At 37.1% G+C, this 18,501-nt stretch carries 14 protein-coding genes, 1 tRNA gene and 1 pseudogene; 4 read left to right on the forward strand and 12 right to left on the reverse strand.

Going from position 1 to position 18,501, the window contains the following annotated elements; genetic code table 11:
- The 3 genes and pseudogenes from F6K15_RS33655 to F6K15_RS33665 all read left to right on the forward strand — a co-directional run.
- Positions 1-260, forward strand: a pseudogene (locus F6K15_RS33655) (hypothetical protein); the annotation flags it as partial.
- Between the two features lie 292 nt (positions 261-552).
- Entirely contained in the window at positions 553-1,512 is a 960-nt protein-coding gene (locus tag F6K15_RS33660) for a M48 family metalloprotease (protein ID WP_293069817.1), read from the forward strand.
- Positions 1,513-1,813: 301 nt separating this feature from the next.
- The gene (locus F6K15_RS33665; protein ID WP_293069819.1) at positions 1,814-2,239 is read left to right on the forward strand and encodes a DUF4359 domain-containing protein; all 426 of its coding nucleotides are present in this window, start codon (positions 1,814-1,816) and stop codon (positions 2,237-2,239) included.
- Between the two features lie 116 nt (positions 2,240-2,355).
- Here the strand turns inward: F6K15_RS33665 and F6K15_RS33670 are convergent, their stop codons facing one another.
- The 8 genes from F6K15_RS33670 to F6K15_RS33705 form a co-directional block, all read right to left on the reverse strand.
- Entirely contained in the window at positions 2,356-2,961 is a 606-nt protein-coding gene (locus F6K15_RS33670; protein WP_293069821.1) for a hypothetical protein, read from the reverse strand.
- A 204-nt stretch (positions 2,962-3,165) separates the two neighbouring features.
- Positions 3,166-3,480: an SET domain-containing protein-lysine N-methyltransferase gene (locus F6K15_RS33675; protein ID WP_293069823.1), complete on the reverse strand. Its 315-nt coding sequence runs from the start codon at positions 3,478-3,480 to the stop codon at positions 3,166-3,168.
- A 34-nt stretch (positions 3,481-3,514) separates the two neighbouring features.
- Positions 3,515-3,691 carry a hypothetical protein gene (locus tag F6K15_RS33680; protein WP_293069825.1) on the reverse strand — a complete coding sequence of 59 codons (177 nt, stop codon included), beginning with the start codon at positions 3,689-3,691 and terminating at the stop codon, positions 3,515-3,517.
- Between the two features lie 847 nt (positions 3,692-4,538).
- Positions 4,539-5,948, reverse strand: coding sequence for a histidine--tRNA ligase (hisS, locus tag F6K15_RS33685; protein WP_293069827.1), 1,410 nt, complete (start codon positions 5,946-5,948; stop codon positions 4,539-4,541).
- A gap of 191 nt (positions 5,949-6,139) precedes the next feature.
- A complete protein-coding gene (locus F6K15_RS33690; RefSeq protein ID WP_293069829.1) occupies positions 6,140-7,039 on the reverse strand; it encodes a DnaJ domain-containing protein in 900 nt (299 codons plus the stop codon).
- A gap of 269 nt (positions 7,040-7,308) precedes the next feature.
- Positions 7,309-8,136, reverse strand: a complete 828-nt coding sequence (locus tag F6K15_RS33695; RefSeq protein ID WP_293069831.1) for an inositol monophosphatase family protein — start codon at positions 8,134-8,136, stop codon at positions 7,309-7,311.
- Positions 8,137-8,621: 485 nt separating this feature from the next.
- Positions 8,622-9,143 carry a thermonuclease family protein gene (locus tag F6K15_RS33700; RefSeq protein WP_293069833.1) on the reverse strand — a complete coding sequence of 174 codons (522 nt, stop codon included), beginning with the start codon at positions 9,141-9,143 and terminating at the stop codon, positions 8,622-8,624.
- The gene (locus F6K15_RS33705) at positions 9,133-9,501 is read right to left on the reverse strand and encodes a 2Fe-2S iron-sulfur cluster-binding protein (RefSeq protein ID WP_293069834.1); all 369 of its coding nucleotides are present in this window, start codon (positions 9,499-9,501) and stop codon (positions 9,133-9,135) included. The genes F6K15_RS33700 and F6K15_RS33705 overlap by 11 nt, the downstream gene beginning before the upstream one ends.
- A 505-nt stretch (positions 9,502-10,006) precedes the next feature.
- On the opposite strand from F6K15_RS33705, the gene F6K15_RS33710 reads away from it, so the two are divergent.
- A tRNA-Ser gene (locus F6K15_RS33710) sits at positions 10,007-10,093 on the forward strand.
- 15 nt (positions 10,094-10,108) lie between these two features.
- Here the strand turns inward: F6K15_RS33710 and F6K15_RS33715 are convergent.
- From F6K15_RS33715 to F6K15_RS33730, 4 genes are all read right to left on the reverse strand, one after another.
- The gene (locus tag F6K15_RS33715; RefSeq protein WP_293069836.1) at positions 10,109-11,530 is read right to left on the reverse strand and encodes a hypothetical protein; all 1,422 of its coding nucleotides are present in this window, start codon (positions 11,528-11,530) and stop codon (positions 10,109-10,111) included.
- A 49-nt stretch (positions 11,531-11,579) separates the two neighbouring features.
- Positions 11,580-14,135, reverse strand: a complete 2,556-nt coding sequence (locus F6K15_RS33720) for a TIR domain-containing protein (RefSeq protein ID WP_293069838.1) — start codon at positions 14,133-14,135, stop codon at positions 11,580-11,582.
- A gap of 47 nt (positions 14,136-14,182) precedes the next feature.
- Entirely contained in the window at positions 14,183-15,265 is a 1,083-nt protein-coding gene (locus F6K15_RS33725) for a trypsin-like peptidase domain-containing protein (protein WP_293069840.1), read from the reverse strand.
- Between the two features lie 349 nt (positions 15,266-15,614).
- Positions 15,615-18,290 carry a GH92 family glycosyl hydrolase gene (locus tag F6K15_RS33730; protein ID WP_293069842.1) on the reverse strand — a complete coding sequence of 892 codons (2,676 nt, stop codon included), beginning with the start codon at positions 18,288-18,290 and terminating at the stop codon, positions 15,615-15,617.
- Between the last annotated feature and the right edge of the window lie 211 nt (positions 18,291-18,501).

Consider the following 18,501-nt stretch of genomic DNA (forward strand, 5'->3'; position numbering starts at 1 on the left):
TCAATCAAAACAAAATTCAAAGTAATAAAAAGAAGCCTCCAACAGAATTGGAAGCTGTAGTGTCAGTTAAGCACAGCGGTCATAACTATTATGGTTATGAGTTATATATTTCAGGTCCTTGCCAAATAGTCTATCGACCTTACAAACCAGCAAGTTGTGGCGCTCATCTGTGGATTAATACTTTTGATTCTGTGCAATTTATAGATACTAAATCGAATCCAGCCACTGCAAGGCAATCTAGCAAACAAATTTTCATCTAGTTTGCTTTCAAAGATAGAATATCATCACCAAAAAATATTTCCAAGCTCAGAGCAGCTAAACTGACAATAACTTCAGTAGGCTTTGTGCTGTTTGTTTGTGGGAAATCGTCACAGTATTAAGGTAGAAAATTTTGATTTTCCTAATTGTTGAACTCCCCACACTTCTCACACTTCTCACACTTCTCACACTCCCCTAGTACTTCCCTCCTGACTCCTGACTCGGTGAGGAGGTGACTCCTAAAGTATTAAAATTAATATCATACACTAATTGAGCAACGCCAAAAATTCTATCATGCCTACCTATACTGGAATTTCTAGTGAAGCTTTTCGCCATCCCTTGGACCGGGAAGCGGAAAATGCTTTACGCAGCGTGCCTGGGTTTGACTTGATTGCCAGCAAATTTGTAGAATTTGTTTACGAACGCCCACAATATGTTTATTTAATGGGAAATAGTATTCAAGTTGGGCCTCGTCAATATGCTAGTATCTATCAGATATTTCGGGGATGCGTTAGAGATTTAGATATACTCCCGGAACCTACCTTATTTGTATCTCAAAATCCTCAAGTAAATAGTTATTCTTTGGGCAAAGAACAACCTTTAATTGTCCTCAATACTGGTCTTTTGGACTTATTAAATGAGACAGAATTAAAGACTGTACTAGCTCACGAATTAGGACATATTAAGTGTGGCCACCCAACTTTAAACCAGATGGCAATTTGGGCAATGGGTATAGCTTCTATGATTGGGGAAGTAACATTTGGTTTAGGTAATGTAGTTAGTAGTGGGTTGATTTATGCTTTCTATGAGTGGCGACGCAAAGCTGAGTTATCAGCAGACCGGGCAGCTTTATTAGTGATGGATGACCTAAATTTAGTCATGCAAACTATGATGAAATTGGCTGGGGTAAGTAGTAAGTATGCCAATGAGTGTAGCTTACAAGAGTTTATTCGTCAGTCCGAGCATTATCAAGACCTAGACCAAGATGGCCTAAATCAAGTGTATAAGTTCTTACTTTATAATGGTGGTCAGGGTGTAATGTTGAGTCATCCTTTCCCTGTGGAAAGACTACAGTATTTACAAGATTGGGCAAATTCTTCAGAATATCGTCAAATTCGTGCTGGTAACTACAAAAGAGCTGGTGCTGAGGGTGCTGTTGAGGTTGAAGTAGAGTCCCCAAAAAATGAATCTGAAGAGTTGCGCCGTCAAATTCAGGAACTGCAAAAGGAAATTAATCGAATTAAGGGGAATTAAAAATATACTCTACTTCCTAAATTTATCCGGAAACTAGCTTGTATCTAGATGTAGTTAATAGTATGAAATATGTACAAATATTTTTTTCCATTTGCCAGAAATATAGCATTTCTCAGTCAGAGTGAGGTACTCTGCAGGAGATCCCCCCTAATCCCCCTTGACAAGGGGGGAAATCGGAAGTCCCCCTTTTTAAGGAGGATTTAGGGGAATAGTTAACGTACCTCACCAGGGTGAAAACCACTATATTAGTTTACTGTTTTCTGTATCTAAAACTATACAAAATAATCAGGTATTTATAATTATGTTACAAGATAAAAGTAAGAACGGTTATAGTAAAGCACCTCTATTTTGGGGTCTGAGTAAAGCAGGAGCGATCGCTCTGACAGTAACAGCGACGGTGATGGGATTTACTAATCCCCCTAGAGATGAATATGTTAATTATGCTTCTAATAAACTGGCAACTGAGATTAGAGAATCTGTTTGTAAAGACTCAAAAATTCCAGATTTTTTGAGTGATTTTACAGGTGATTTTGTTAAAAGTTGTGAAAAGCTAATTAAGAGTCAAAGAACCACTATTAAAGAGTTAATGGATAATGCCACTCAACGTCAGAATGTAATATTATTTAGTGTTTATACAACTGAGTTCCGTGGTAATAGATATCAAACTATTGGTGCAGTGGGAAATTTTCTGACGTTTCCACCAGAGAAAATCGATAAAAGTCAATAATCAGGAGTTAGGGTGGAGTATTAAACCCATAAAGAAAAAGATAAAATTTATCTTACATCTAGCAACCTTTGTAGGGACTTTATATGAAAGATTCCTACATTCTTGTTCAGACATATTTATATCATTTTGGATTCTAACAAGTTTATGTATAAACGCTGAAAAGGTGATTTAACTTTCTCTAAATGTTTAATATTCAGTATGTCTAATAACATCACCGTGCTACTTTCATAAATTGAATAATCAATTTTACCAATAGTTTGATAACCTAGTTTTTCAAAAAAAGGAACCAAGTATATTTCAGCATCTATAAAATCAAATTTGATTCCATCTAACAACAATTGTTTATAGTATGCTTGCATTATTCTTAAACCTATTAGGGTTCCTCTCAGATAACTTTTAAGCATAAATCTCCCACCAATAGATGTAGATAAAGGATGTGCATCTCCTACTGTTTCACTCATTTTATAAAGCTTTTGATAATAATCTGAATCTAAATTTTTAGCATAATTGCATCGAGCAGTACCAACTAATTCATGATTATTAAAAGCTACAAATAAATTAGCAGATAAGTCTAATGGATCTTCTACTTTTTTTTGTTGGTGGTTGGGTTCATAGTTTGCACAATTTTCCAACCATCCTAGTTCTTCTACATAGATTTGATAGCGCAATTTGAAAATTTCTTCTCTTTCTTCAGGAGTCCTAGCTAATCTGATTTCTAACATAATGAGAGATATTATTTCTGAGATTATAACAAGTTTCTATACAAAGATTGAAAAGGTGATTTAACTTTCTCTAAATGTTCAATATTCAGTATGTCTAATAACATTACCGTGCTACTTTCATAAATTGAATAATCAATTTTAGCAATAGTTTTATAGCCTAATTTTTAAACAAAAGGAACCAAGTATACTTCGGCATCTACAAAATCAAATTTGATTCCATCTAACAACTGCTGTTTGTATAATGCTTGCATTATTCTCAACCCTATACATTTTCTCGATGTACTGGGAGAGTTTATATTTTGTCAACACATTTAGGGGTAAATGAGCAGCTCCTTGAATGTATCCCAGACAATTTTCGCTTTGACAAATACAATCAAAACCTTGATCCATAGACCATTCTGTTGATGGATAAAAGAATGTGAACTCTTCTCCAATTTCGATGTTTCGTAGGGCAATTACTACCATCTTTTGAGTGTCGAAAAAAACATTAGGATTACAACTATGATTAATATATTGCAAAAATTATGGGTCGAGTATAATCTGTTGATTGTCGCTAATTTAGACGGTTAAATAGTTGGGGCGATCGATAATTTTTTTGATCTCTAAAATTACTTATAATTTGTCCAGGCTTAAATTCAACGGTGGCATATAAAGATTTATTGCCAGTAGTTTGACATTCTCGGATTTCAGCAATTGACCCAATTTTTGTGATTTTTTCACTTACTTGCATAAATTTCTATTCTGATTTTAGAATTAAATCTTTGGCATTATACCATTTTTTTCCCATAGCAAAAAATTATTTGTAGTCATATCAATGTCTCCTTAAAAATTAAGTGCTTGCTGTTCCACCTAATAACTCTAAAAACTTTTCTGAAAAGGTTTATTAATCTTATTCAGATGTCTATTAAGAGCCAGATCAAAAAGCGAATTGCTGATACCTGATACCATTTCTCAAAAACTTTTCTACATTTTGTTGAGCAGGGGACCCACCCCTAACCCCTCCCTGGAGGGGAAATAGGGGAGTGGGTAGGGACGTTGCATAAGGGCGTCCCTACAGGGAGAAGCAAACATAAGGATAATTAACATTAACTTAGTTGAAATTAGCAAAAAAGTGATTTTACTTGTGCTGATTAGTTGATAACTGAAGTCCTGCCCAAGTATAGCAATAATGCATGGGAATTGGTATGACTACTAACTAATTAGGGTTTGCGCTTCACTAGTCTTTTAGTAGGGGTAGGAGACAGGAGACAGGAGAAATGGGAATTACAGAGGATGTAGTTGGAACAATTGTCCCTGAATTTTTCTGCCCAACTCTTGCACAAAATGCTAACTTTTTGAGCTATAGCGCTGTGCGCAGGCAACAGCTCATCTGGCAACAGCTCATCTGGGGGAATAAATTGCTGATAATATAAGGCTTTTAGCTATTGGACACCTCCTGCAATTTGTAAATATGCCAGCGCACATTGCTATATCTTGACCGAAAAGTTGGCACTTTTTTCAACCTAAGAAGGCTGAAACTTTTATATGTCAATGCTTTGATATTTAATCAGCAAACCCTAATTATTAATTATTAATTATTAATTATTAATTATTAATTGTTGAGCCAATCTTTGTTTTAATACACCTGCTAAACCTGCTATTGGTACTTTCATTTGTTCACCAGTTCTTAAATCTTTTAAACTACACATATTAGCTGCTGCTTCCTCGGAACCAATAATTATACAAAAAGGAATTTTTTGCTTATCAGCTTGTTGTAATTGTTTACCCACTCCACGACTATCAAAACTGGTTATTACATTCATCCCGCTACGACGCAACTGTTGAGAAACATCCAAATAAGTTGCCATTAAATCTTCTTGCATATTCACAACCATAACTGTTGCTGGAGTAGGAGCAAAAGATTCCAGAATACCCGCCTTTAATAAACGACTCATTAATCTAGTTAAACCAATAGAAATACCAACTCCAGGCATTTTTTCCCCAATAAACATTCCCACTAATTCTTCATATCTACCCCCAGAACAAATACTTCCTAAAGCTTCATGTCCGATTAAAGTAGTTTCATAAACTGTGCCCGTATAATAATCTAATCCCCTAGCTATTGATAGGTCAATACAAAAACGTTGGTCTGAAACTCCTAAATTTCTGACACCAGAAATAACTGTTTCTAATTCCGAAATTCCCTGACTTAAAACCTCAGAATTATCCAAAATTTCTGCCATACTTTTCAGCTTATTCAAAACATCATCAACCGTACCTTTGATTTTAGTAAAATCCCAAACTTTTTCCACTTGAGATTCAGACAAACTAATTTCATACAAAGCTTTTTTAACCTTAGTTTCTCCCACTTTTTCCGCAGTATCAACAATCCGAATACAAGACACAATATTCTCTGCTGCTACTCCCACAGATGCAAAAAAACCAGTTAAAACTTTGCGGTTATTAATTCTGATTAGAAAATCCCCAATATTAATCGCTTCAAATATTTCAGCAATAATCGCTGGAATTTGTGCATCATATAACAGACTTAATTTACCTCTCCCCACAACATCAATATCGCATTGTCTAAACTGTCGAAAACGACCATCTTTTGCCCGTTCACCTCGGAAAACAACATCCATTTGATAACGAGCAAAAGGGAAATTCAAATCATTCAAATGCCGAGCAATATAAGCAGCAAAAGGAACAGTTTGGTCAAATTTTAACGCCCTTTCTTCTGAGCCACTATCTCCAGCTTTTTCTTTTTCTGCTTGACGATTTGGAGGTAGAATTGGAGACAAACCATAAACAATATTATCCCCTTGATTTCCTTTTGCTTGTAAAACTTCTAAACGTTCAACTGCTGGAGTTTCAATAGGTGTAAATCCGTAGCGTTCAAATACCTCACGAATTGTATCCATTAAATAAGATTCTAATCGTTTTTCACCAGGGAGAAATTCTGGAAAACCACTAGGACAACTATAATTAATTTTATCTGTTTTTGCCATTTTTGACCTCATAGTATTTTGCTGATAGCTAATAACTGACGGCTGTTTGCTTACATTTAATACTAAAACTTACCGAAAATTTCAGGTATAAAGCCTCTCCATTCATGGAGAAAAAAGAAAAAAATCCTTTTAACCAATCCTCTTATTTATAAGAAGAGGTAATTCTAAATTCTTAATTCTAAATTCTTGAATTACTTTTTCTTTCCACCAAAAATCCCTCCAAATAAACCACCGCTTTTATCAGGTTTAGTTTCTTTTTGATCTTTTGATTTACTTGGCTTATTCTTGCCAGTTGCAGCTTGTTCTAATAATTTTTTTACCTCTAATGCTTTTGGCTCTTTAGCATTTAATGAAAGAGCTTTTTTAACTTCAATTTTCGCCATTGTGCCTTGCTTTTGCTGGAAGTAACAAAAACCTAATAAAGCATGACAAAGACTATCATTTTGGTCAAATTTCAACGCTCCTTTTAACTCTGAAATTGCCTTAGCATAATTTTTATTAGATATTAATGTTTTAGCCCTATTACAAGCTTGTTCTACCAAAGGATTTCTAGTGGGTTGTTTTATGACTTGAGGTTTCGGTGTAGGTGGAGGTGGGGGTTTAACAACTCCAGAACCAGTTTTGCGCAGTAAATAAGCTAAATTCAATTCACTAATTTCTCCGATGATATCTAAAGTTTTTTCAAGAGATTCATATTCGCGATCGCTTAATTCCTTGAGAGCTTCCTTATATACTTTTTGGTAATCTCCCGCCTTAGCAATTTTTTTGGCTGCATCAGTAGTAAACTTAATTTGACTGCGCTTTTGAGTAACAGTATTACTAAGATTTTTAATAACGACAAACAGTTCAGCGCGATCACCTTCCTTAGAAAACTTATTATAAGCTGGACTCACCAACTTAGATAACAACTGATTAGCAAATTCTTTATCAGTTTCACTTTCAAAGGGTGAAGTATCAGGATGCAAACGACGCGCCACTCGCATATACCGTTTACGAATCTCGCCAAATTCTGCATCTAGAGAAACCCCTAAAATTGCGTGATGGTCTGTGAAATCAAATTGGAATAATCCTTGTTTAAATGTAAAAGACATAATAACAACTTTTCCTTAACAAAATGGCATAGAATCTCAACTTAATCTTTAATTTACCGAAAAATTCAGGTATAAAGTCTCTCCATTCATGGAGAAAAAAGTGGTCGTTTTGCTACGCAACATATAAAGCATAGCTTCCCGTAGGGTGGGATGGGGAGGAAACCTGCACCATATCTAATCGACTAATAGAAGAAAAAAAATCCTTTGATCCAATCCTCATTATTTATCAGAAGAGGTAATTCTAAATTCTAAATTCTAAATTCTAAATTCTAAATTCTAACCGTAGACCAATGAGAAAGAGGCGGAGTTTCAATCAAAGCTTTGCTCATTAAATCGTGAATTTTGCCATTAGTAGCTAAAATTTTACCCGAACTCATATCAAAAGGACTACCATTATAAGCTGTAACTTTACCTCCCGCTTCTTGCAACACCACTATACCTGCAGCGATATCCCAAGGCGATAAACCTCTTTCCCAGTAACCATCTGCACGACCACAAGCAATAGAACATAGATCCATCGAAGCACAACCAGAACGTCGTACCCCTTGAGCTAGATAACATATTTGACAAAATTCTTTGTAATTATTGTCAGTAGTCTCCCGTCGGTCATAAGCAAAACCCGTTATCGTCAAACTTCTTTCTAACGTAGTAGTCTGAGAAACACTAATTGGTTTGCGGTTACGAGTTGCCCCCAAACCTTTAGCAGCACGAAACAGTTCATCCAAAATCGGATTAAATACCGCCCCCACCTGTGGTACTCCATCAATTAATAATCCTACCGAGGATGCTGAAAAAGGATATTGGTGGGCAAAATTAGTAGTACCATCCAAAGGGTCTATTGCCCATAGATATCTACTTGTTGTATCTCCCAACTCTCCCGACTCTTCCGCTAGAATGCCATGGTCTGGTAAATGTCGCTGTAAAACTTTAACGATCGCCTTTTCAGCAGCTTTGTCAGCTTCAGTTACCAAATTTACTGGACTGCCCTTTTCTTGAATATCTTGAAGATTACCCCAGTAAGACATCAACTCTGCACCACCAGCAAGAGCAGCTTCAGTGGCAATATCTAAGAAAACTTGTAATTGTTCTGCACTCATAAAAATAATTAACTTACTTAATTAATAGGAATTGGAGGGTTGTTCAAAATCTCCATGACAATAATAACTTCTGACTTCTGAATTCTGACTTCTGACTCCTGAACTACTTAGGGCTTGCTGATTAATTCTCAAAGTATTGACTGATATTGGTTTTAGCGTTTTAGACTTGAAAAAAGTACCAGCTTTGGAATGGAAAAAGCTCAAAAGTCCAGGTATTTTGGGATGATTATGGCAGAAAAATTGAGAGACAAAACGCCCGCTCCTACCTCCTCGCTCATTCCTCGTTCCTCCTGTCTCCTGTCTCCTACAAAGAGCAAAAAGACTTTCCATACGCAAACCCTACTTACCGAATAATTAAATAATTAAGGTTTAAAGCCTCTCCTTTAAAGGAGAAACAAGAAAAAATTTTCCTTAATCGTCAATCCTATCCGTTTTCAAAGAGAGGTAATTATTAATTATTAATTATTAATTATTAATTGTTTAACCTATTTTTTAAGATTTTCACGACGAAATTGTGCTGGAGTTTGACGCATTGGGCGTTCTGGATTCCAGATACCTCGCCCCATCAGTCTAGCTTTTTCTTGGGCATTAGCAAGACGTTCTGTATATTTATTGTTAGGAAAATATGGCTCTGCCAAGGCCAAACCTTCTTCTGCCATATATTCATTAATTAGTTTCCCATTCAGCCAAATATAAGCTAGTTGGCGATCGAATTTATCTTTTTTCTGGACATCAAACTCTAATAAAACTTCTTGCCCCAAGGTTAACTTTTCTAGTTGGGTTCTAGCTTCTTGTCCCCAAGGTTTTTGTCTGGTATCCGGTGCCTGAATACCTATCAAGCGAATGGGTTCTAGTATGGGTACAGCAGCAGAACGGTCAGTTATCTCGATAGTTTGTCCAGTAACTACCCTTTCTACTCTAATTATTTTGCCCGAGCGGGGATTTGAATTTTGGCAGCTAGTGAAAAATATCCAGACTATTAGTAGATAAATGATTTTAGTCTTCATCCAATGGCAATCCCGCTTTTACCTTTCCTTTGCCAAAATAGCGGCCAAATTGGAGTTCGTATACTTCATCTTCATCTTGTGTCTCTACAAGTAGGTCAGAACGAGCATAGCTGACACACAGAAGAGCATAACCCTGTTTTTGAAGTTCTAATGATAGTCCCATTGCTTCTGGTTGATAGAGTTGGCCAGATATAACTCTTACTGCACAAGTAGTACAAGCACCATTACGACAGGAAAATGGTAAATCTACTCCTTGGTTTTCGGCACTGTGGAGGATGTAGCGGTCTTCAGGAACCTGGACTGTATGATATGTATCTTTTTGGCGATCGTGTATGCGAATTTGGTGATTACGGGCCATTTCAGTTATCAGTTATCAGTTATCAGTTATCAGTACCTCTGTCTGTTTGCGCAGCATTCCGCAGGAAAGTCAGAGGCTTGAAATATTGAATTTGAATTCTCTTGGTCAATTAGATATGGCGAGGAAACCTCCAGGGTTTGCGCAGCATTCCGGGACGGAAAGCAATCTCAAATCCTAGTTTTTTTGTACCTCATGCTTAAGTACTGAATTAACAAACTAAAACATGATTTATGCTTAATCTTATGTTATCAAAATAATTGGGTCTAAAACCCCGCCTTTTAAGGCGAAATATTTTTGAAGCGGAGCTTAAATCCCCTACTTCCCCTCCTGGGAGGGGTTAGGGGCAGGTTAACTTCTGACTTCTGAATTATGACTTCTGACTTAGTCAACCAGGCCCAATATCTAATATAAAATTTTTTTGCGAGAAATAGTTGCAAAATTTAGAATTATTCTGCTACAGTAGTATAATTGTGAGCAAATATAGAATTTAATAGTTTTGCTTTTTGGAGAGGTGGCCGAGTGGTTTAAGGCGCAGCACTGGAAATGCTGTTATGGGGTGACTTATACGGGGGTTCGAATCCCCCCCTCTCCGTTCTATAAAATCTTGTTAGCGAGGACAAGATAAAACATAATTCCATTTAGTTGTTTCTTTTTCTGGGTTTCCAATGACTTTCACTTTTACTTGCCCAGAGTTTTCCTTTAAAGGAATTGATACAGTGTTCCTTCCTGAAACATAACCATTTTCATTTCCTTTTTCAATTTTCGTATCGTATAGAGTTTTATCTTTATGAGTTACTATTAACCTATCAGGAACCTCAAACATCTCATAATTAATTTTAATTACCCCTTCTGTTGCAGTAAGCTGTATTGTCTGTTCACTACCTTCAAAACCACCGCTTTCTTGCATTTGATCGCACAGCTCGTATCCTCTCTCACGAGCCAGAAAAACCTGCATTTCTATGGACTCATTTTCAGGATCGACAGATTTTATCGGGTCTTCCTCTGGTTCAGCACAGTATTTATATTCATCACCTTCTTTTACCGGAACCCCTTCCTGTTTTTTAGTTGACTTAACAATGGCTGTTCCAAAGCGAGTTCTAAAAGTTAGACAAGGGTCAAGATCATTCACCTCAACAATAGTTCTTTGATCGCTAGGTGTTGGCAAGACGATCGCCTCATTATTTCCCAAAACATTCAATACACAGGTTTGTCCTCCTTGTTGTTGAACCTCACTCCATAAATTACGAATCAAGTCTGGCATTTCTGCTCCAGACCCTTTTCGTGAAGCAGAAGGAATATTTTTGCATGATACGATCGCCGTCAATTCTGATTTTCTAGTCCTCCAAAAATCTTGTGTTAAAGTAGTACAGTTATTTCCTCCATCTTTTTGACATTCTTGTAATGCTTCCTGGCAAGGATCTTCTGATGTACTAATTCCATACCAGCTTTTCCCAGAGTCTGAAGCAACGCTACAATAACCTTGTTGTCCGCGACCTGCTTGAGCAAAAACTATTCCCTGACTGCTAGCATATAAATCTGATTCTGTTAACTCTGCCTTGCTACTACTTGCTTGCTCGACGCGAATACCTCCAGGATCGCAATCACTACCTCCTCCTCGCCCTAAGTTTGCCCACTCAATAATTGCATTACCGCTGACTATCATGGTGCAAGGAAAGTAATACATAGTAACTAGATCGTTTCTTGTTGTTGCTTGTATTTTTAGTCCTCCAGATTCATCATTTTTGTTAAAAAACTCAAGAGTACCAATAGTTAGATCGTTAGAAGGCATTAAAAGGGCATTAGATTTATGATTGATAGAAGGAGATAACCTACTATTAACATCGACTTTTCTTCGTCGCCCATTAATCCGCAGGTTCATATTATTTGGACCAAGAATTTGAATTATTTTGGCATAGGCAGGAATTTCAGCACGGCTACTCAAATTTTCTAAAAATGGTAAAGTTGCTAGGGTAGAAACTGTGACTGAGCTAATCAAGAATAATGGTAAAAAACGCTGTATTTTTTTCATAATATCTTCCTAGTTTTAATTGAAATTTATTAAAGTAATTAACAGATTTTTACTGTGCAATTTCTGTTTCTATTTCTAGTAGTTTAACAACTTGACACTGTGTATTTAGTCGCTTATTAAATTCAGGATTTAGTACACCATAAAAAAGCATAATTGTTAGGGTTTTATATTCTAATTCTTGACAATCTTGTGCTTCGCGATCGCTATTTTCTCCATACCATCCACAACGGTATTGAGTGTATTTGCGCCAGAGTTGTTCTAGTTCCTCTAGAGTGGCACAGGGGATTAATTCTTCTTCTCCATCAGTGAATAAACCATCTTGATTACGGTCTGCATTTGCACCATTTTTACCCATTAAAATCATGTAAGTTGTTTGCAAAGCTCCTGTAAATTGTTGTTCTTGTGCTGCTGGGCTAAAGTAATCTCCTTCAATTTCTGAACCAGAAAGTTTCTGAACTCCAAAATCACCCGCTTTTAACTGTTCTTCTAATCTAGGAATCTGAGATAAACTTATGACTTCTGCTAAAGATTCTTCAGCTTGTTCAGCAACTCTTTGAATTTGTTCTCTTTCTGACTTTAGTTCAGAAAGAGAATCAGAATTAGGGGAGTATTTTATCTGATTCTCCATTTGTTTAAGACCAACCAAAAATTGATAATTTGCTAAAGCTTTTTCAAAGTTTCTAGAATTTTTCGCTTTCTCTGCTATTTTGACAAAACTAGGAAGTCGCTGTGATAGCTGACGTACCAAATCTGGTGTTGTTATTTTGAGAACTGCATCTCTTATCAGTTGGTCTCGTGCAGCTTGTTGTTGTGCCAACCAAGTTATAATTCCCGTAATAATTAAACCAGTTGTTAATCCTGAGAAAATAAATCTCATCGACCAAATCAGAAGTTGGGAATGTTGGATTAAGGTAATTAGATTCTTACTGTAGCCAAGGTCATCCGCATCAGGTGTTTTTATCCACTTTTTTGCTTTTTTCAAATTATCAGAATTCAGTAAACCACTGATGCGCTGACCCTGTTTAACCCATTCTTGGGCTTTTTCCTCCAACCAACGGCGCTCTTTTTCTGCTTCACGTCGCTGATTTATCCATTCTTGAAATCTAGGCCAACTGCTAATCAAAATTTCGTGAGCTAAATCTACTATTTGGTATGATTCATTTTCTTCTCCACTAATAGTTAAAAGTCGATATTTATCATTGATAAAATGATTTAAAACTATTCTAAATTCTTCAGGATTATTACCCTTTTGTAAATCGCTTACAAATTGTTGACGGCGAGTATCTGGTCGCCCTTCTCCAAATTGTACTAAACGTAGAAAAATACGACGGGCAACTTTATGTCTGTTTTGGTTTAAGGCTAACCAAGCTCTATTTGCAAAATCGGCTATTATCGCCTCTAATTGGCTTTTTTCTTCATAAGCATGAAGTGGTAAGTATTTATATGCTAGCTTGTCCCAAAGAGAGCGCAAAGTTTCTTGAAAAAATGCCAAAATTCCTGGTTCTTTAGCTCCTGAAAAATCTTCTACTAAGCGCTCTACTAATATGGAATCTATGTAAACACCTGCATTTTTGGCTGGCTGTAAAATTGCTTCCCGCAAACCATCTTTAGTTAAAGCTTCAACTTCATAACGATGAGCTTTAATTTCATTCCAAAGAGGCTGTAAACCTATTAAATCTTGATAAAAATCTGCTCTAATTGTTAGCACAACATAGCAATTTTCAATTTGAATTAATTGGTATAAAACTTGTTTAAAATATTGGAGAATTTTTTGATCTTTTACTATTGTAAATACTTCCTCAAATTGATCTACAATAAGCAGAAAACGTTGTGCATTAGGTTGACTAGCAAGAAAACTCTTGACAGTTGTACTTAATTCATCTAAACTCCCACCTAGTATCTCTCTGAGTGTTGTCACGGGTTTCATGCCGGGTCGCATAGTTCTCACTATCCATTCCCCAGGAAAAAGCGAACTGTTTTTCAATTTAGGAATTAATCCTGCGAAAACCAGTGAAGATTTACCACTTCCTGAACGACCAATAACTGCTAGAAAAGGATAATTATCCAGTTGTCTTACCATTGCATCAATTTCATTGCCACGACCCCAAAAGTTTTTACTATCCTCTTCATTAAAAGTTTTCATCCCTGGATAAGGACACTCTGGTCTTGGAGGTGGTTCAGGTCTAGGACGCTTGACTTGTTCACAGAGACGCTCCACAATTGTCTGCCACTTACTCTCATCAGTAGCATCCAAAGACGTTAACATTTTTAATGTCGGAGGCAATTGAACTTCCTCTAAAAACAGTGGAATTACAGGCCAGATTTTATTTTCTATTCCATAGCTTTGAGCAAGAATATCAGTAAACTCATTAAAATTCTCAGTAAAATAAGCATCTGAAATAATAAGTAAAACATACTTACTTTCTTGTATAAATCGTTCTACTTCTTTAAGTTTAGGTACTCCTAGAGAAAAGTTTTCTCGCTCGACATATTTAACTTCAGCACTGTCTAATGCTGATAATAAAAATCCTTTTACCCAAGCTTTATTTGCTTCTGTATAAGATATAAAAACATCGTACTTGGAAGATGATAGTGCTTCACTCATAAAACTGTTAATTATTTTGGAGTAGTATTAGCTGTTGATGTAGAATTTCATCGTTTTCGTAAAAGTAATCGCAACTCTTTTATTAAATTAGTCAATCCTGATTTTGCTCTACGAGGATGAACTAATAAATTTAAGGGTGTTAATGTTCTCAAACGAGAAGGTAGTTGCCCATCATCAAATTCTGAAATTTTCAGGGTAATAAGTCGATATTTGCCTTCCTCAATTCCTAAAGTTTGTCCTAATACATTTTGAAAATCAGCCCAATCATCTTCTAAATAAGCATCTGATAAAACAAGTACAGTACGTTTAGATTGTTCAATCATTTTTTCAATATTTACAACACGAGGTACACCAAGAATTTCGTCTTGTGGAGTAGCAATTTTTAGTTCAGCATCTTCTAATTGTGGTACTAAAGTATCCCAAACCCAAGTTGCATCTGGTTCCTTCTCCACATAACTAATGTAGGCATCGTAAATAAACCCATCTTGTGATTCAGAAGGTTCTCCTTTGGATTCAGTTTGAGCAGTTCCCTCCATATTTTCAATCCAGCGTCGGTCTTGCTGATGAAATTTTTGGTTTAATTCCTTTAGCTCAGTAAACTCGGATAGAATTACAGATATAGGTATGGCACCGCCACCTAGATCGATACTGCGACCGCGAGTAAATTTGAGAATTCCACAAACTTTGCCAGTTCTCTGATTAACTAATGCTGAACCGCTCATACCAGGACGCACTTGACCCGACTTGAACTTAATTAGTGGTGGTTCATCCCCAGTAGGTCCTTCAGTAGTAAATGTCACTGAAGAACCGTTAATATCTATATCTGAATAACTAAAAGTATATAGTTCGTCACCTGTTTTAATATCTTCATCTAACTTTACGCAAGGCAAGTTCTCATCTTTTGGTGGATTAAACCTCAGTAAAGCCAGATCGAATTTAGGGAATGATTCCTCAACTTTGGCTTCAGCAAAATTGTGTTCCTGCTTCCAGCGAACCTTAATTGGCAAATCACCTAAGTCTTTTACTACATGAGCGCAGGTAAGAATTAGCCCCGGAGCAACAAAAAAACCTGTTCCGTTGCGGTTTTGTGGAGTACTTAACTTCACTGTGCAATATTGCAAAAATTCCATAATAGTTCTTCTATTCTTAATTGACTGACCTTTTACCTTTTTGAACCGACTCTAATGTAACCTCTAAGTCAGAATGATTGTAGTAGACTGTTTCAACTAAAACAAGGCATTAGCTTTTGGGGCTAATTTTTTTTGCTATAGGTAGATCGCAGCACTTTCCTAAAGCAACATTTTAGATGAAACAGTCCAGTAGGGTGCATTAGACCACTGACAATTACTGGGTGTGAGATAGGTGTAAATATTCTAGGCGCGACAATGAATTAGCCCTGCTCCCAGGAGGGGAATATGGGTACATAGGACTTACGTACCTGCAACCTACTTTTAAGCCTTCCTCCCTCTTCAGTTTTCTCTAATCAAACAGTCTAAATTCTTCAAACACAACAGAAAAACTATCCCCATCAGGAGAAGCACACATTAAACCGACTTGCAACTCATTTGCTGTAGTCAAATAAGCTAGTCTCAACAAACTATAACTATCTCCATCCAGAGAATATTCCACTTCGACTGTTTCTCCACTCCGCTTTAACCGCAACCAAATACTTTCCTGGTTTTCCGGCAACGAAACCACTGACCAGTCAGAATATTCTCTTGTCACCACAGCACTCGCTTGTTGCACGCCATTGACAAATTCAATGCCACATTTTATCCAAGTCTTTTCATCCAAACGCACCATCAAACCTGCTTGGTCGTATAATGATTGATATTCACCAGTAATTTTTACTTGGGCGGTAAAGTCACCTGTAATATTCTGATAATAAAAATGACCGTTATCACGAATAAAACCATAGTGAGTCACTCGCCAAAAATCTGTATTTGCACCTGTGGTAACTTGAATTACTCCATCTTGCTCGCTCCAGACAGGGGGTTGGTTGTACCATTGCATATTTGTTGGGGTTGGTGAATTTATTGGTGTTGGTGAGGAAATACTCAACATACCACCATTGATAATATCTTGATATGAAATTTGCCAACCTGACACTGGTTGACCATTGAGTAAATAAGGTTCAGAATGATTACCTTTTTGGATAACAAAATCTTTGCCATTATCCAAATGTATCGTCGCTTGAGAAAAATGTAGATATCCCAAATCAAACATTGGCGTACCCGGAGTTACCTGATACAAACCCAAAGCACTGAGAATATACCAAGCTGACATTTGTCCGCAGTCTTCATTGCCTATGATGCCATCTGGTGTAGCTTTGTACATTGTAGTGAGTATTTGTTTGACATAAGCACGAGTCAGATCGTTGCGATCGACAAAGTTGAAAAGATAGGGGATATGATGACTGGGTTCATTCCCGTGAGCATATTGTCCTATTAATCCTGTAATATCGGGTAGTTCATTTCCTTTGCTACTATCGAGGGAAAATAATTTTTGAAGTTGTGCTAAAAATTCTGACTTCCCACCCATGAGTTGAATTAAGTCTGGAATATTATGAGGCACAAACCAGGTATATTGCCAGGAGTTCCCCTCAATAAATGGAGACTCCCATGCTGCGGCAAAGGGATCGAAATTATCCCAACTACCATCCTTACGTTTGGGACGCATTAATTTTTGACTCGCGTCGAATACTTGGCGGTATGCTTGAGAACGTTTTTCATAACTTTCTGCTAGACTAATATTTCCGAAAATTCTGGCAACCTGAGCGATCGCCCAGTCATTATAGGCAAATTCTAGAGTCCGCGACACTGACCAGTTAACATTAACGTCTGAGGGAACAAAACCATAATTACGATAGGCATTTAATTCTGGTTCTTGTCTATTCATGGTGTCGATCATTGCTCCCAATGCCCACCAATTATCATAGTTCCGCAAACCTTTGGTAAAAGCATCGACAATAACACTAATAGCATGACGACCAACCATTGTTTTGACATCTTTTTCTCCTAGTTTCCACTTTGGTAGGGAACCCACTTGGTCGTAATGTATCAACATAGATTTGATATATTCATTGGTTTCTGAGGGTTCCAGCAAGGTCATCAATGGGTGGAGAGCGCGAAATGTATCCCATAATGAAAATAGGGTGTAGTTGGTAAAACCTCCTGCGGTATGAATGCGTCCATCTGCTCCCCGAAACCGTTTGTCTACATCCATATATATATGTGGAGCTTTGTAGGTATGGTAGAGAGCAGTGTAGAAAATGATTTTATCTGTTTCGTTTTCGGTTTCAATATCAATTTTTGCCAGTTTCTCGCGCCAGAGTTCTTTGCTGGAGTCTACTGTTTGATAAAATTGCCAGGATGGGATTTCTTTTTCGAGATTTTTTTGCGCGCCACTAATGTCTACTGCGGAAATACCGACTCTAATTTTTAGGTAGGAAATTTGCCCAAAGTCTAGATATGATTGAATATTTTTACTATCTGCATTTTTGAGTTGATTGAGATTTTTTCCATCGGTGGAGATATAGATTTTTTGGAAGGGTTGCTCAAATTTGATATAGAAATAAATTCTTTGTTCGGGCGACCAACTTTGACTGATGCGACTGCCGACAATGGTGTAGGAGTCTAATGCTTTGAGACTAGCGGAGAGAGTTTTTTCGTCTCGACGATGAACTAAGTCTATGAGCAGATTAACTTTAGCATTTTCGGGAAAAGTGTAGTAGTGGAAACCACTCCGTTGTTTAGCTGTGAGTTCGACTTGTATTCCTGAGTTTAATTTGACTTTGTAGTAAGCAGGAGAAGCTGTTTCCGAATTTTTGTCAAAGCGTTCCCGATAACCAGAGTCTGGGTTTTCGAGGGTTCCCGGTTCGAGTGTCATAGTACCAATTTTTGGCAAAATTAGAATATCCCCATAGTCTCCAATACCCGTACCGCTTAGGTGAGTGTGGGAAAAACCGAGAATACTGCGATCGCTATCATAGTATCCGGAACAGGCGTCCCATCCTTCAACTCTGGTATCGGGACCAAGTACGACAAAACCATTAGGAACGCTTGCCCCTGGATGAGTGTGGCCATGACCGCCCGTACCTATTAGGGGATTGACATATTTGAGGTTGTTTGTGGTTGGTGTGTTTGTGTTAGTCATAAATTGAGGAAGGAAGTAGTCAAGAAAGTAGAAAAATAAAGTTATACCGTTTCTTATCTTACAGCGGTTTTCATTAGTAGGGGCGAATGGCATTGGCTAACGCCAAGCTCCGAATTGCGCCCTTACAGGGTTTTGGTTATGACGATGTGGTTTAGAGATCGGCAAAAGCGCTGTAATAGTAGTTGAGCCAATGGAACTGAGTAAAAATTCT

The organism is Okeania sp. SIO2B3, assembly GCF_010672525.1.
GTDB lineage: Bacteria > Cyanobacteriota > Cyanobacteriia > Cyanobacteriales > Microcoleaceae > Okeania.